At 70.9% G+C, this 14,708-nt stretch carries 10 protein-coding genes; 1 reads left to right on the top strand and 9 read right to left on the bottom strand.

The window, feature by feature from the left end; genetic code table 11:
• Positions 1 to 158: 158 nt before the first annotated feature.
• From I8N67_RS29670 to I8N67_RS29705, 8 genes are all read right to left on the bottom strand, one after another.
• Positions 159 to 1,622 (bottom strand): benzaldehyde dehydrogenase, encoded by a 1,464-nt coding sequence (locus I8N67_RS29670; RefSeq protein WP_200307307.1) that lies wholly within the window; start codon positions 1,620 to 1,622, stop codon positions 159 to 161.
• A 519-nt stretch (positions 1,623 to 2,141) separates the two neighbouring features.
• The gene (locus I8N67_RS29675; RefSeq protein WP_200307308.1) at positions 2,142 to 3,374 is read right to left on the bottom strand and encodes an MFS transporter; all 1,233 of its coding nucleotides are present in this window, start codon (positions 3,372 to 3,374) and stop codon (positions 2,142 to 2,144) included.
• A gap of 393 nt (positions 3,375 to 3,767) precedes the next feature.
• Positions 3,768 to 4,406, bottom strand: a complete 639-nt coding sequence (locus I8N67_RS29680) for a class I SAM-dependent methyltransferase (RefSeq protein WP_200307309.1) — start codon at positions 4,404 to 4,406, stop codon at positions 3,768 to 3,770.
• Positions 4,407 to 4,655: 249 nt separating this feature from the next.
• Positions 4,656 to 6,872: an ArnT family glycosyltransferase gene (locus I8N67_RS29685; protein WP_307835409.1), complete on the bottom strand. Its 2,217-nt coding sequence runs from the start codon at positions 6,870 to 6,872 to the stop codon at positions 4,656 to 4,658.
• A gap of 178 nt (positions 6,873 to 7,050) precedes the next feature.
• Positions 7,051 to 8,553: an FG-GAP and VCBS repeat-containing protein gene (locus I8N67_RS29690; protein ID WP_200307311.1), complete on the bottom strand. Its 1,503-nt coding sequence runs from the start codon at positions 8,551 to 8,553 to the stop codon at positions 7,051 to 7,053.
• 201 nt (positions 8,554 to 8,754) lie between these two features.
• Positions 8,755 to 9,558 carry an endonuclease I family protein gene (locus I8N67_RS29695; RefSeq protein ID WP_200307312.1) on the bottom strand — a complete coding sequence of 268 codons (804 nt, stop codon included), beginning with the start codon at positions 9,556 to 9,558 and terminating at the stop codon, positions 8,755 to 8,757.
• Between the two features lie 370 nt (positions 9,559 to 9,928).
• Entirely contained in the window at positions 9,929 to 10,387 is a 459-nt protein-coding gene (locus I8N67_RS29700) for a hypothetical protein (protein WP_200307313.1), read from the bottom strand.
• A 43-nt stretch (positions 10,388 to 10,430) separates the two neighbouring features.
• On the bottom strand, positions 10,431 to 11,372 hold the full coding sequence (locus I8N67_RS29705) for a hypothetical protein (protein WP_200307314.1): 942 nt from the start codon (positions 11,370 to 11,372) through the stop codon (positions 10,431 to 10,433).
• Positions 11,373 to 11,787: 415 nt separating this feature from the next.
• On the opposite strand from I8N67_RS29705, the gene I8N67_RS29710 reads away from it, so the two are divergent.
• A complete protein-coding gene (locus tag I8N67_RS29710) occupies positions 11,788 to 13,446 on the top strand; it encodes a serine/threonine-protein kinase (protein ID WP_200307315.1) in 1,659 nt (552 codons plus the stop codon).
• On the opposite strand, the gene I8N67_RS29715 is transcribed toward I8N67_RS29710, so the two are convergent.
• Positions 13,368 to 14,408: a helix-turn-helix domain-containing protein gene (locus tag I8N67_RS29715; protein ID WP_234046510.1), complete on the bottom strand. Its 1,041-nt coding sequence runs from the start codon at positions 14,406 to 14,408 to the stop codon at positions 13,368 to 13,370. The genes I8N67_RS29710 and I8N67_RS29715 overlap by 79 nt on opposite strands.
• Positions 14,409 to 14,708 lie beyond the last annotated feature (300 nt).

Below are 14,708 nucleotides of genomic sequence, written 5' to 3' on the forward strand. Positions count from 1 at the left end.
GGGCCCGCGCTGTAGTCACGGGTAACCCGCCGCCCGTGGGGGGCCCGCGGGCTATTGCCCCGTCGGCCCCCACTCGTGCGTTGCGATGTCAGTCGGCCTTCTCGCCCCATGAGGCGGCCGGGATCCCAGGGGAGGCAGGGACCCCGGCCGACGGATGGTCAGAAGGGATAGTCGGGGATCTCGCTCCGGACCGTGACCCATTGCTGTTCGGTGAAGGCTTCGAGATTGGCCGCGACGCCGCCGTGGCGGGAGCCGTTGCCCGATGCGCCGACGCCGCCGAAGGGCACGGTGGATTCGTCGTTGACGGTCTGGTCGTTGATGTGGACCAGCCCCGAGGGGATGCGGTCGGCCAGCGCCAGGCCCCTGGCCGTGTCGCGGGTCAGGATGCCGAGAGAGAGACCGTACTCGGTGTCGGCGGCGAGCCGGGCGGCCTCGTCCAGGTCCTGGAAGGCGACCACGGGGGCGACCGGGCCGAAGATCTCCTCGGCGTAGGCACGCGCGGTCAGCGGTACGCCGGCCAGGACGGTGGGCCGGTAGAACAGGCCCTCATACGTGCCGCCGGCGGCCAGCCGTGCTCCGGCGGCCAGAGTGTCGGCGACGACGGAGTGGGCGGCCTGGAGCTGCTTCTCGTCGATCATGGGGCCGACGGCGACCGCGTCCGTCGCCGGGTCTCCCACGGGCGCCGCGTCGGCGCGCTCCGCGAGCCGTGCGGTGTACTCCTCGGCGATGGAGGCGTGCACCAGATGCCGGCTGGACGCCATGCAGATCTGACCGGCATGGTGGAACGAGCCGAACGCGCCCGCCGACACCGCCTTGTCCAGGTCGGCGTCCTCCAGGACGATCAGGGCCGAGTTGCCGCCCAGTTCCAGGTGCACCCGCTTCAGACGCTGCGCCGCGGCCGTCGCGATCGCCTTACCGGCCCGCGTCGACCCGGTGAACGCGATGACCGGCACCCGCGGATCGTCCACCAGCGCCGCCCCGACGTCGGCGCCACCGGGCAGGACGTGCAGCACGCCCTCGGGAAGTCCCGCCTCCTCGAAGACCCGCGCGATCGTGACGCCCCCGCAGACCGCCGTGCGCGGGTCGGGCTTGAGGACGACCGCGTTGCCCAGCGCCAGCGCCGGCGCCACCGCCCGCATGGCCAGCACCATCGGCGCGTTGAACGGGGAGATCACGCCCACCACGCCCACCGGCTTGCGCCGTGAGAACGACAGCCGGTCCTCGACCGAGCGGAGCACCTCGCCGAACGGGGCGGCCGCGAGGCCCGCGGCCTCGTAGCACTCCTCGGCGGCTCCGTTCGATGTCTGGAACTCCGCGAACGGGCGCAGGGCCCCCGACTCCCGCACGATCCAGTCCGCTATCTCGGCCAGGTGCTTCTCGAACAGGGCCCCGGCACGACGCAGCACCTGTGCCCGCTCGACGTACGGCAGGGACGCCCAGTCGCGCTGCGCCCGCGAGGCCTGCGCCACGGCACGGTCCAGGTCGGCGGGCGTGGCGGTGCCCACCCGGCCCAGCACCTTGCCGGTGGCCGGTTCGACGGAGTCGTAGGACTCACCGGACCCGTCCACCCACCCGCCGGAAAAGATGCGCCCTTGCCAGTCATGATCCCCGAGAAATGTCATGATGCTCCGATCCATCGATCTGAACTGTATCGTTCAGTTTAGTTTCACCTTCGCGACTTGGCCAGACTGCTCGGCGCTCGGCGCTCGGCGCCTGCGGCCGGCGGCCCATGACCGGGTGTTCGCGTGCGGATGGCCGGAATGAACCAGTCGTACGTCTGTCCCGGGTCGGGGGGAGTGCCGCCCGTGGGCCCGATCGCACGGAGGGAATCCGCCAGGGCCTTGCTCCCGTCCGGCATGTTCGGGTCGCGCTGGATGTAGTCAGGGGCGACGTCCGCGCGATGACGGCATCGATCCCCTCGTCCACGGTCCCGGTCATGGCCGACCGGGCCGGCGCCGCCTCGAAGTCGAGGACCAGCTTCTTCCGCTCGGCGCGTGTGCCGGATCCGCTTCCGCCGCCAGGGCTTCGAGGTGGTCGGTGCGGTGCGTCCAGGTCCCGTGGACAGCCGGCGAGGCTGTCCGTCTGGCGGGTGGTCAGGCGATGACCGGACCGCGACGGACAGCCTCGGAACAGCGGTCGGGTCAGGAGTGCGCGAGGTCCGAGGCGGTCGCCTCGTCGGTCTCGCTCAGCTCGGGCGAAACCTCCGGATAGCGCGGCAGCAGCAGGACCAGCGCGAGGGTGACCGCGCTCACTGCGATCAGGACGACCAGCGCGCCGCCGTAGCTGCCGCTGCTCTCGGTCATGCCCGACACCAGGATCGGGAACAGGCCGACGCCGATGCAGCTCACCATGCCCAGCACGACGCCCTGGATCTGGGCGAAGGCTCGCAGGCCGAAATAGCGGGCGATGAGGTACGGGCCCACGGAGGCCTCGGCGCCCATCACCATGCCCAGCAGGGCCATGGACAGGTACAGCATCCACACACCGCCGCTGGCGTAGAGGGCGAAGAGCAGGCCCAGAACCAGACAGGCCACGAAGGGCATGAAGGCGCGGGGACTCCTGCTGCGGTCCATCGCGACGCCTCCGGCGATCTGCCCCCCCACCGACGCCAGGAGCATCAGCGAAGTCGCGAAGGAGACGGCCGTCGCGGAGTAGCCGGCGTCGCCGAAGAGAGAGGTGGCGTTGAGCCGGATGCTCATCGCCGCACCGGCCGCAAGCGTCAGGATGGCAACGGCGACGATCCAGGCCCGGGTGCGCAGCGCCGCCAGGAACGGGACGCCGGGCTGCTCCTCCCGCACCACCAGGCGCGCCGCGGCGGGCAGGGTGCCCCCGCGCGCCTGTGCCGTTCGCTCAGGCTTCTCCATGAAGAGGATCTGGGCCGGAAAGACGATCAGCAGGACGGCCGCACCCAGGATCACGTAGGTGGTGCGCCAGCCGTAGGCGGAGATGGTCCACTGGCACAGCGGAGCGATGACGGCGCCGCCGACGCTGGAGGCGGCGCCGATGAGGATGCCGAAGGCGGCGCCGCGGTGATCCGGGAACCACTTGGCCACGACCTTGTAGACCACACCCATGATGGACATGTAGCCGCAGAAGTTGAGCACGATCTGGGCGAGGAGCATCTGCGTCGTGCTCGCGCCGACGAGCGAGACGGCGGCGATGGCCAGCCCGTACAGGAGCGTGCCGGGGATGGCGACCACCCGGGCCCCGAAGCGGTCCACCCAGCGGCCGGCGAGCGGCAGAGCCAACGGGGCCAGCAGGGTCGGGACGCTGAACAGGGTCAGCGTGGTGGTCGAGGACCAGCCGAAATCCGCCGACACCGGCTCCACGAGGAAGGCGAGCGTGGTGATCAGGGCGGCCGGGCTCAGGGCCATGGCCAGGACGCAAGCCACGGCCGCTCGCCGGGCCGATGCGGGGTACTGGCGCAGGCCGGCGACATACGTGCGCAGGGAGCCCCGCGCCCCGTCAGGCGATCCGATTCCGGGGGAATCGCTACGGGATGATGGCATCTTTGACATCCTCGTCCTTCCTCGTGCGGGCATAGCGAACCGCCCATGTGGGCGCGCTGAGCGGGGGGAGGAGCAGAGGCCGTTCCCAGCCGATACAGTCCGGACTCCGAAAATGAACTGTACGGATTAGTTCAGTTGTGTCAAGGGTGTGAACATACCGTTTCCCTGTCGACCTGTTTGCCGGTCTCGATGTGACCTGGGGCGTCCGGTTCATCGGGCCGCGACTGGCCCCAGGCGTACCCGGGTGTGGTGGTCTCCTCAGCGGCCCGGCGCTTTGCGGGCCGGCAGATACGCGCGCTCGGTGTCCGCTTCCCCCGGATACGGCCCTCGCGGCAGCGTTGCCTCCATCGCGAATCCGGCAGCGGCAAGGCCCGCGGCCACCTCTTCGGGACGCGGAGCGAAGAAGTCGAGCGCGACCGGGCGGTCGAACCAGGAGTCCGGTTGCCGAACGTCCTGGCCCGCGTGGAAGGCGGCGAGGGCGAGGCCTCCCGGCCGGAGGACCCGGGCGAACTCCGCATAGGCCAGCGGTCGTTCCTCGACCTGGAGATGGACCAGCGAGTAGAACGCCACCACACCGGCCGGTTCTCCGTCGCCCGGTGGAAGGTCGAGCATCGATCCGACCCGCGCATCCAGGCCGGGCCTGCGTGCCCGGGCCACCTCCACCATGCCCGGTGACACGTCAAAGCCCAGGACCGGAACTCCGAGATCGGCCAGGAAACAGGCCACCTGGGCAGGCCCGCACCCCACGTCGGCCACAAGGCCCTCTCGCGGAATCTGCTCGGCGAAGACCGTCAGCATGGCGTGGTCCGACGGCTTGGAGGCCGGATCCGCGGTGAAGCCCTGTGCGTACACGTCCGCGACCGCGTCGTAGGAGTCCCGGATGGCGGTGCTGTCCATCCGGCCGGTATGGGACACGCCTCCCACGGCATCCTCAGGATCGCGGACGCGCCCGAGGGCAGGACGGCGGACGTCCTGTGCTTCATGTACGACGGCGGTCACGCCGTCTCATCGATGTCCTCTCCATCGAGGATCGAGGAGGGATGACGACAACCGCCAGGTGGGAGACAGGGTGTCCCGCTGTCCCTCGCCGAGCGGTTGGGCAAGGCCCGGGAGCGTCGAGAGCTCCCGGGCCGTTCTTCAGGGGCCTCAGCCGACGTCGGAGGGGTCCAGCCGGTAGATCGTCGAGGTCGACTGGCCGTCCGACGAGGTGGATGTGGTCTCGCCGTACTCGCTGCCCTCCACCGCCTTTCCGTTCTTCTGCACCCAGGTGGTCACCTCGGAGCTGAGGATGGAGTCGCCGCCGCGGCCGCCGCCCATACCGCCGCCGAGCTGGATGTAGTGGAGTTCGCCGGCCTTGACGAGTTCCTTGAGCTTGGCGAGGGTCATGGCCTGGTCGCTGCCGGTCCAGCCCCACATGGAGATGACGGGCTCGCCGCTGCTGAGGATGAGTTGGGACGCGCTCATCGAACCCGACACCGCGAGCAGCCACTTGGCGTCGCCCTGGTTCTTCTTCAGGTAGGAGATCAGCTCGCTGCTGGCGCTGCCGCCCATACCGCCACCGCCACCGCCACCGCCGCCACCGCCCGTGCCACCGCCACCGGGAGTGCCGCTCGTGCCGCCCTGCGGGGCCTGGCCGCCCTGCTGGGTGCCGCCAGGGGCGCCGCTCGGGGGTGTGCCCAGCTGGCCGTCGCCCTGCTGTTGGCCGTTGGCCTGGCCGTTCTGGCCACCGCCCGGGAAGCCGCCGCCGCCAGGACCGCCGCCGCTCGCGCGGTTGCCGCCGCCGCCGAAGCCGCCCATGCCGCTGCCCGTCGTGGGGCCGGCGGTCGGGTTGTTGCCGCCCATGCCGCCGCTGGCGGAGGAGAGTTCGGTGGCGGCGTACGCGGCCGGGCCCGCGACCGAGGCGACGATCGCGGCGGTCAGGGAGGCGGCCAGGAGGCGTACGCGGTTGCCGGAGCGGAAGACGATCAGGCCTGCCACGGCCAGCGCCATGACGACCGCGATCGCCGGCCACAGCCACACGTTCCAGTCGGTGGCCCGGCGCAGCAGGACGACCGCCCAGGCAGCCGTGACCGCGAACGCGGCCGGCAGCACCCAGAGCCACCGCTTGTCCGTGCGGAAGGCGCGCAGCAGCATGAGGCCGCCGCCCCCGCACAGGGCCGCGATGCCGGGGGCGAGCGCGGTCGTGTAGTACGGGTGCATCGTGCCCTCGGCGAGGCCGAAGGTCACGTAGTGCAGGGCCGTCCAGCCGCCCCACATGACCAGCGCGGCGCGCGTGAGGTCCGTACGCGGGGCGCGGCCGCACAGGACGAGACCGCCGATGAGGGCGATGGCCGAGAAGGGGAGGAGCCAGGAGATCTGGCCGCCGAGGGTGTCGTTGAACATCCGTCCGAGGCCGGCGGTGCCGGAGAGGCCGCCTCCGCCGCCCCCGCCGCCTCCGCCGCCGCCTTCGCTGCCGAGGATCCGGCCCAGGCCGTTGTAGCCCATGATCAGGTTCCAGGCGGTGCCGTCCGTGGAGCCGCCGATGTACGGCCGCTCGTCGGCGGGTACGAGGGACACGGCCGCCGCCCACCAGAAGCTGGCGGCGGCCAGCGCCACCCCGGCGAGCAGCAGGTTCACGACGCGCTTCACGAGGCCCGTGTTGGCCGCGTACAGATAGACCGCGAAGACGGCGGGCAGTGCGATGTAGCCCTGGAGCATCTTGGTGTTGAAGGCGAGCCCGAAGCATGCCGCCGAGCCGAGCAGCGGCAGCAGCCTGCCGTTGTGCACGGCCCGCAGGGCGAGGGCCGCGCCCGCGACCATCAGGAAGACGAGGAGGGTGTCAGGGTTGTTGTCACGGTTGATGGCGACCGTGATGGGGGTGAGGGCGAGGACGAGCGCGGCGACCGCCGCCGCCCCGTGGCCCCAGACCCGCTTCACCGACGAGTGCAGGATCCAGATGGTGCCGAGCGCGGAGGCGATCAGCGGCGCCATCATCTGCCAGGTCCCGAAGCCGAAGATCCGGCAGGACAGGCCCATCACCATGAGTACGAAGGGTGGCTTGTCGACGGTGAGGAAGTTCCCCGCGTCCAGCGAGCCGAAGAACCACGCCTTCCAGCTCTCCGTGCCGCTCAGCACGGCCGCACTGTAGTAGCTGTTCAGGCCGGAGGAGGAGAGGTTCCAGGAGTACAGCACCGCCGCCAGGATCATGATCCCGGCCAGGGCGGGCAGCGACCAGCGCGGTGCGGCCTCCGGCGGCCCCGCGGGCGGCGGGGGCGCCGGAGGATCGGGCGTGACCGACGGCTCGGTGGCGCCGCCGGCGCCGGTCGCGCCGGCGGCACCGGTGGTGTCGGTCGTGTCGGGATGTGGATCGGTGGCAGATGTCACCACCGCACCGTCCGACGGCGCCATGGGCGCGCACTGTGGTCCGGCTGGCAGTCAGCTGTGGATTCGCCCCGGGGAGGGTAATGGCCGGGACAACCCTTTCCCAACGGACAACCCTTTCCCAACGGACAACCCTTTCCCAACGGACGACCCTTCCCCCGACCGGCGAGCCGCCCCCAGCTCAGCGCAGTGCGGCTCCGAACCACGCGTCCGTGTACGGCCCCGCCACGTCCTTCGGGCCGAAGGCGAGCGCCGACGTCACGGCCGGGCCGGAGGCCGTGCCGGGCAGCACCCAGACCGCGCCGTTCTCGCTGTTCTCGGCGGGGGCGCCGGCCACGAGGTCGCGGTGGCCGTTGCCGTTGAGGTCGAGCAGGGCGGTCGTGGCGCCGAACTTGTCGTCCTTCTCCGCGACGCCGGGAACCCCCGCCGTGTCCTGGTGGAACACCTTCGTGCCGGCGCCCGTGACACCGGCGGCCGAGCCGGGCACCAGGACGACCGAACCCGCGTCGACGATCCCGGCGACGTCCTCGTACGCGATGCCGAGGGCGAGGTCGGCGTAACCGTCGCCGGTCACATCGGCCACGGAGACGGAGGAGCCGACCAGGTCGCCGTCCTCCTGGGCGCCGGGGAAGCCGGGCAGGCTCTGGTCGAAGGACTGGGTGTCGGCGAGGCCGGTCGGGGAGCCGTAGGTCACGCGGACCTTGTCGGAGTCGGCGTCCGCGCCGACGACCACGTCGTCGTATCCGTCGCCGTCGATGTCACCGATGCCGGTGCCCGCCGGGTCGCGGCTCACGTCCCAGCCGTTCACCGCACCGCGCGTGAAGCCCGAAGCGCCGCCCAGCAGCAGGCGGTTGCCCCACGTCCCGTCGCCCGTGTAGTGCCACTGGACGATGTCGTCCCTGCCGTCGCCGTTGACGTCGCCGACCTGGCCGGACACGACGGGACCGGTGATGGAGGAGGGGCCGTCCTCGCAGCCGCCGTCGGTCGCGCAGGAGGCGCCGTCCTCGCCGTAGCCCCACCACAGGGACTTGTCGAGGAGGTCGAGTACGGCGGTGGGCTCGCCCGTGCGGGATATCGGGCCCTTCCACAGGGCCGCCGGGGCACCCTCGGGGTCGTCGCCGCCCACGGACTGCGCGGAGAACAGGGCGAGGTCCGTCTTGCCGTCGCCGTCGAAGTCGCCGGCCTGCGGGGAGGCGCCGTACCCGGCGACGCTCGTGCCGCCGGTCAGGCCGGAAGCCGAGCCCCACACGATCACCGAGCCCGCCGGGCCGCCCGCGATCACCAGGTCGCCGTAGCCGTCCCGGTCCAGGTCGCCCTTGGTGAAGGAGGACCCGAAGCGCTGGTTCGCGGTGGCGGAGCCGGGGACTTGGCTCGTCGACCGGCTCAACAGCTTCCGCTTCGAGGCCGTCGACGGCGACAGGCCGCTCTTCGAGCCGTAGACGACGGCGACGTAGCCGGCCTTGGCCTTGCCCGACACCGTGGCGTTGGGAGCGGCGATGACCAGGTCGGCGTATCCGTCCTTGTTGAAGTCGTCCCGCACGCCGACCGATTCGGCCGAGGATCCGGCCGCGGACGCCGTGCCGGTGAGGGACCAGGAGGTCAGGCCTCCGGCCAGCAGTACCGCTGCCGCCAAGGGCGCCGCCGTACGGGTTCTACGTCGTGCTCCTGCTCGTCCTCGTGACATCACGTGCCTTTCGGGTCGGGGGTACGCGAGCGGAAGCGCCGCGTCCACCCAGTTCGACTCGAATGGGCCTTCACCGGTTGTACGCCCGAGTGTCATGAGTGAGTAACCGAAGCGAGTAGCCGGACGGACCGGCGGGGGCCGCAGCTCTCGCTGGGACCCCCGCCGCCCGGAAGACCGGCTTCGCGGCCGGACTCCGCTGGTCTACCAGATCGCCTCGACCCACTCCGGGTGGTCGATGAACGGGTTCCGGTTGCCCTGGTAGGTGTCGTAGATGACCTCGTTGCGGTTCTCCTCGAAGGAGTCCGGCGGGTCCTCGTCGTTCCAGGTCTTCAGGACGGAGAGGCGGCCGTGGAACCGGGTGCCGCCGTTGGTGACGAGGTCGTTGGGCTCCAGGTCGGGCCAGCCGTCGTCGCCCTCGTAACGGACGGCCATGTACAGGATCATGCGGGCCACATCGCCCTTGACCGCGTCACGCGGCTCGAAGGAGTTCGAGTCGACGAGGCTGCCACCGCTGTTGGTGAAGGTGCTGCCGCCGTTGTCGAAGTCCAGGTTGCCGCGCCTGGCGTTGACCGTCACGTCCTCGGGGCGGAGGTGGTGCAGGTCGGTGCCCGGGCCGGCCGAGGTGCCGAAGTCGCCGTGGGACTGCGCCCACACGTGCTCGCGGTTCCAGTTGCCGGAGTTGCCGCCGTTGAGGGTCTTGCTGCGCGAGATACCGCTGTACAGCAGCTTCACGTTGCTGCTGTTGTTCGGGTCCTGGTCGGTGACCTTCAGCGCGTTCCAGACCGCCGAGTACGAGAGCGTCGTCTGGTCGCTGATGATCGTGTGCAGCGAGGACTTCAGGGCCGTACCGGTCTTGCCGATGGCGTTCGCGTAGTACGTGTCGTCGTATGCGGTCGTCGTCGCCGAGGCGGGGCCGGCGGTGGCCGTCGGCAGGACGAGACCGACGAGCACGGCGGACGCCGCGAGAGCGACGGTCTTCCAACTGCGTATCCGCGCAGCGGGCATGTGGGGTGTCCCTTCCCAGAGGGCCGCGCGGAGCGAGGAGTTGCTTGGGGGAGCCTCGGTCTACGCGGGTTGACTGTGTCGGTAACCGAGAGATTGGCATGGACCGGTCAGTTCGTGTGTTACGGCGGGAAGGCGATTCGGTGACGTTGTCGCTAACGGGGCAACCCCTGTGCCTCGACTCCCCTCTGCCTGCCCCGACCAGAGGGAAGACCCCAATTGACGTGGGAATCAGGGCGTGCTGGGGATGTCTTGCGAGGAGAACCGGACAGACCCGTGGCCCACCACGATCGCGCTGTGGTGGGCCACGGGAGTGACGTGCGGTGCGGCTCCCGCTGGGCCGGATCGGCCGGCTGTCAGGAGCCCGGGGGCGTCAGGAGTCCAGGAACTTCGCGCAGGAGCCCTCGGCCAGCCAGCGGTGGGAGCTGATCCCGTTGTCCACGTCGTAGCCGCTGGTGAACGAGAAGCCGTTGAGGCTGCTCATGTACAGCTCGGACTTCTTGATGCAGGTGTATCCGCCCGCCCAGTCGTCGCCCGTCCCGTTGAAGACCTGGACGGCGAGGCCGGAGGACCCCCGGTGGAGGATCGACTCCGCGTTGTTGGTGTCGCCGTCCTGGAACGAGCCCTGGCTGTTGCCCCAGTTGGAGTCCGAGCCCTCGGCGCTGCCGAGATATCCGCTGCAGTTGTCGCCGGAGTAGGCGTAGAAGTAGCCGAGGCTGGCGCTGTTGTACGCGTTGTCGCAGGCGGTGGCGGCCTGGGCGCCACTGGTCGGGACGATCACCGCGAGGCCGGCGAGGCCGAGCGTGGCGACTGTTGCGAGGGTCTTGCGCATGAGGGATCACTCCTTGTTCTTCTGGGGTGGGTGGGGTCGAGGCCTAACCGGCGATGTCCTTCGCCCGGGCAAGCGCGGCGAGAGCCATACGCCGGTACGTGGTGATGTCCGTGGCGTATCGGCCGAGCTTCTTGTCGCGGTACTCGGTGTCCAGCGCGCGCGCCGTGTCGGCCAGCGGGGTCCCGGTCGCACAGGTGGCCTCGGCGACCGCCAGTCCGACCTCGACGGCATAGGACTTCTCGGACGACAACCCCTGGGTGAGCGAGGGGAGTTCGCGGCGGATCGCCGGAGGATCGGCGTAGTCGTGGCCGGCTCGGCGCATACAGGTGGACCACTGCTCGACCGCGTGCGTGAAGCGCTTGTCCTCGACGAGGTCGGGCACGTACAAGGAGGACAGGTTCGTGGCGGTCTTCTCCGCCCGGAACCAGGTCTCGAAATCGCCGTAGAGCCCACTCTTGGCCTCGGTCTGGCAGCTGTGACGCGGCGTCTGGACGGTGCCCCCGCCGGGCAGTTCGGCGCTCAGCATCCCGCTCGACGGGCTGCCTTCGAGCGCCTTGCCGTAGCGGACCCGCTCCTGCCGCGGAAGCTTGTTGGCGTACGTGTTGTTCGGGTCGTCGCGCTGGATGTTCTGGAGCCGGTCGGTGAGCCGGCTGCCGTAGCCGTGCTTCTTCGCCCATACGGGGTCGGTGAGCACGTAACCACCGCCCTTGAGGTCGTCGACGGTCAGTACCGTCCACGCCCAGTACTTGAAGCCCTTGCTCTCCATGCACTTCTTCACGAGCCGTGCTTCGGCGCGCTGTACCAGGAGCTGTTCGGCATCGGTCAGCTCCCGGCCCTGTGCCTTCGGACCGGACGTGGAGTTGCTCTGCCTACCGGCGGTGTCGCTCGCGCTCACCGAGCAGCCGGCCGAGGTGACGGCGACGAACAGCGACAGCGCACCGGCGCAGGTCACGGCGACGATGTCGGCGGACGCTCGCTTCTTCATGCCGGTTCCCCCCTGGTGCCTGTGCCTGTGCTCGTGCCTGTGCCCGCGTTCGTGTCTGTGCCTGTGCCTGTGTCTGGTGCCCGTGCAGCCGTGTCGGTCGGGTCGGTCGGTCCCACCGTGGCGGTGCGTGCGGCATACGATTCCCTGCGGTGCGGGCTCGGGCCATGCCTTTGCGGCTCAGCGCAAAAGTGCAGGTCAGTGTGGGGATGCCATTGCTCGGCGCGGTGCTTCGGCCGACACGGGTGCGGCCCGCGCGACGTGTGGTGGCAGAAGGGCGAGTGCGACGAATCCGAAGGCGGCGAACCCGTCAAAATCAGGACCACCCGTCCCGTGAGCTGCCACACTGTCCGGGCCGTGACCGTGACGGAGGTGCGGTGGAGGGGGTTCGGGTGCGCGTGTTGCAGGGGACGAAGCGATGAAGCCGCTGCGGGCGGGGGATCCGCTGATGCTGGGGCAGTTCCGGCTGGTGGGCCGGCTGGGGTCCGGCGGAATGGGCCGGGTGTTCCTGGCCCGGGCCCCGGACGGGCGGGCCGTCGCCGTGAAACTGATCCATCCGCATCTGGCGGAGGAGCCGGAGTTCCGTCTTCGCTTCCGCCGCGAGGTCGCCGCCGTGCGACGGGTCGCGGGCGCCGGGACGGCGCGGGTGCTGGACTCCGACACCGAGGGCGAAACCCCTTGGTTCGCGACCGAGTTCGTGCCCGGTCCGGCCCTGCACCGCGTCGTGGACGAATGGCACGGCCCCCTGCCGCCGGACTCGGTGTGGCACCTGGCCCGCGGCCTCGCCGCCGGCCTGTCGGCCATCCACGGCCTCGGCGTACTGCACCGGGACCTCAAGCCCTCCAACGTACTCATCACCCTGGACGGCCCCACGGTCATCGACTTCGGCATCGCGCGGGCCGTCGATTCCAGCGTGGCCACCCGCACGGGCGCGGTCATCGGATCGCCTGGTTTCATGTCGCCCGAGCAGGTGCGCGGGGAACGCGTCGGGGAGAAGAGCGATGTCTTCGGCCTCGGTGCCGTGCTGGCCTATGCCGCCACCGGCCGCAGTCCGTTCGAGTCGACCGGCGAGGATGCCCCGCACGCGGTGCTGATGCGTGTGCTCAGCGAACCGCCCCGCCTGGACGGTCTCGACGGCCCTCTCCACGACCTCGTCGAGCGCTGCCTGGCCCGCGACCCCGCCGACCGGCCCGCCGCGCGGGAGATCGAGGCCGAGGCGACCCGCGTCGTGGGCCCCGGCACCCCGGACGTCTGGCTGCCGCCGGCGGTCACCGCCCGGCTGGGACAGGAAGCGGCCAGGCTGCTCACCCTCGAAGGGCCGGTGCCGACCCAGGTGGACGGCGGCCCGGGCCTGCACCACGCGCCCACCGCCACCGCTTGGCCCACCCCTGTTCCCGCCGGCGGCGGAACCCCCGGACACCCCGCCGCCACGTTCCCGCGGTCGGCCGGGTCGACGACAGCCGTGCCGGACCGCCGTCCGGCGGGCAGGGCGCCGCTGCTGGCCGCGCTCGGCACCGCCCTCGCCGCGGTCCTGGCCATCACCCTTGTCCTGGCCCTGCGCGACGGCGACGGGGGCGAGAACGATGCGGCTGCCGTCCCGCAACGGTCGGCCACGGTGTCCGACGCCGACGACCGCCCGCCCACGCCGGACACCTCGACCACACCGCCCTCGACGAAAGCGTCCCCGACGAAACCGTCCCCGACGAAAGCGTCCCCGACCGCGCCCGAGCAGTTCGACTTCGACGGCACTTGGCAAGGCACGGTGAACCAGGGTGAGGGGGCCAGCGTCTACGACGTCCGGATCCGCTACACCGGAGGGAAGACCGGCGAACGGGTCGCCGAGGTGGAGTACCCGAAGCTCTCCTGTGGCGGGTACTGGACCCTGCGCCACCGCACGGACTCCCGCGTGGACGTCATGGAACACATCACCTACGGCACCGGGGGCTGTCTCGACGAGGTGGAGATCTCCCTGACCGGCCTGGACACCGACACCGCCCGCTACTCCTTCGACACCTCGGGAGAGGGCCTGTTCGGCTCCTCCGACCTCGTGGGCGAGGGCGAGTTGACGCGCGAGTAGGACGAGGGGGGCGCGGGGGCGGACGCCGCGCCGGTCGCGGCGCGCAGGACGGACGCGCCGAGCGGGGTGAGGGTGTGCAGTACGGCCGCGCCGTGCCGGATGGTGGTGATCAGGCCGGAGTCGCGCAGCACGGTGGCGTGTCTGCTGGCGGACGACGCGGACACGTGGGCGGCGCGGGCGATCTCGCCGGTCGTGGCCCCGTTGGCGGTGGCGCGGAAGGCGGCGGCGCGGGCCCGCCCCAGCAGTTCGGTCAGCGACCGGTCGGCGAGGGCGCCGCCCAACGGCGCGTCCGGCGGCGGCTGTTCGTGGAGAAGCGGGTAGTACAGGACGGGCGACAGCTCGGGGTCGGCGAGGCTGACCGGGGCGTCCCAGCAGAAGTAGGAGGGGACGAGGGTGATTCCCCGTCCGTTGAGGTGCAGGTCGCGTTCCTGCGCGGGGTAGCGGACGTGCAGTACGGGCCGCCGCCACTGCATGGTGGGGCCGAGCCCGGCGAGCATGCCCTCGATGCCGCCGTCCATGAGCCCGCGACATCGCGCTGTGCGCTCCGCCTCGATCCTGGCCGTCATCCGGTCCTCGTACGGGGCGACGACGGCACCGTAGTAGGCGCGTAACGCCTGTACCAGCGCCGCCCGTTCGGGCGACTCCACGAGCCGACGTGCCCAGGAGGGTGCTCCGACGGCCTGGTCGAGCAGCTCGATCTCCTCGCCGACACGGCGGGGCGCAGTGGTGAGGAGTTCGTCGAGGCCTCCCTTCAGGTCGCCCAGGGTCTGCGGGGGAGTCAGGAAGTCGGGGAAGTAGGCGGCTCTCGGGTACAGCGGCAGCAGCGTGGTGCGCAGCGCCCGTTCCAACTTCTGCTCGCGCATCGCGATCCGGGCCCCGCGGTACCACTCGGCGTAGGCCCAGCGGCCCCTCCGTGACTGCAGGCGGTGCAGGCTCGCGGCGAGTTCCCACAGCGGATCCATGCGCGTCGCCACGCGTGTCCTCGCGAGGTCTATTTCGGTGAAATGTATCCGGAGCGCCACGTTCTCCCCTGCTGAGCTGGCCTTTCGCGGTCAGTGCAACAGACTGGCCGATCTTGAGGGTTGAAGCAATCACGGGATATTCACATGGAGTGCGCTTGTCCCACACAGTGTGGTGCGCCGTAGGTGTGCGCTGGGGGCTGGTGTCGATTGACGGATTGAGGCCCTCGGGGGTGGGCAGTGAGCTGAGGGGCGCGTGGCATGAGCACGCCATGAGCCCACCTCACCCCCCACAGGAGGTCG

Origin of the sequence: Streptomyces adelaidensis (assembly GCF_016598475.1) — a bacterium.
Classification (GTDB): Bacteria; Actinomycetota; Actinomycetes; order Streptomycetales; family Streptomycetaceae; genus Streptomyces; species Streptomyces adelaidensis.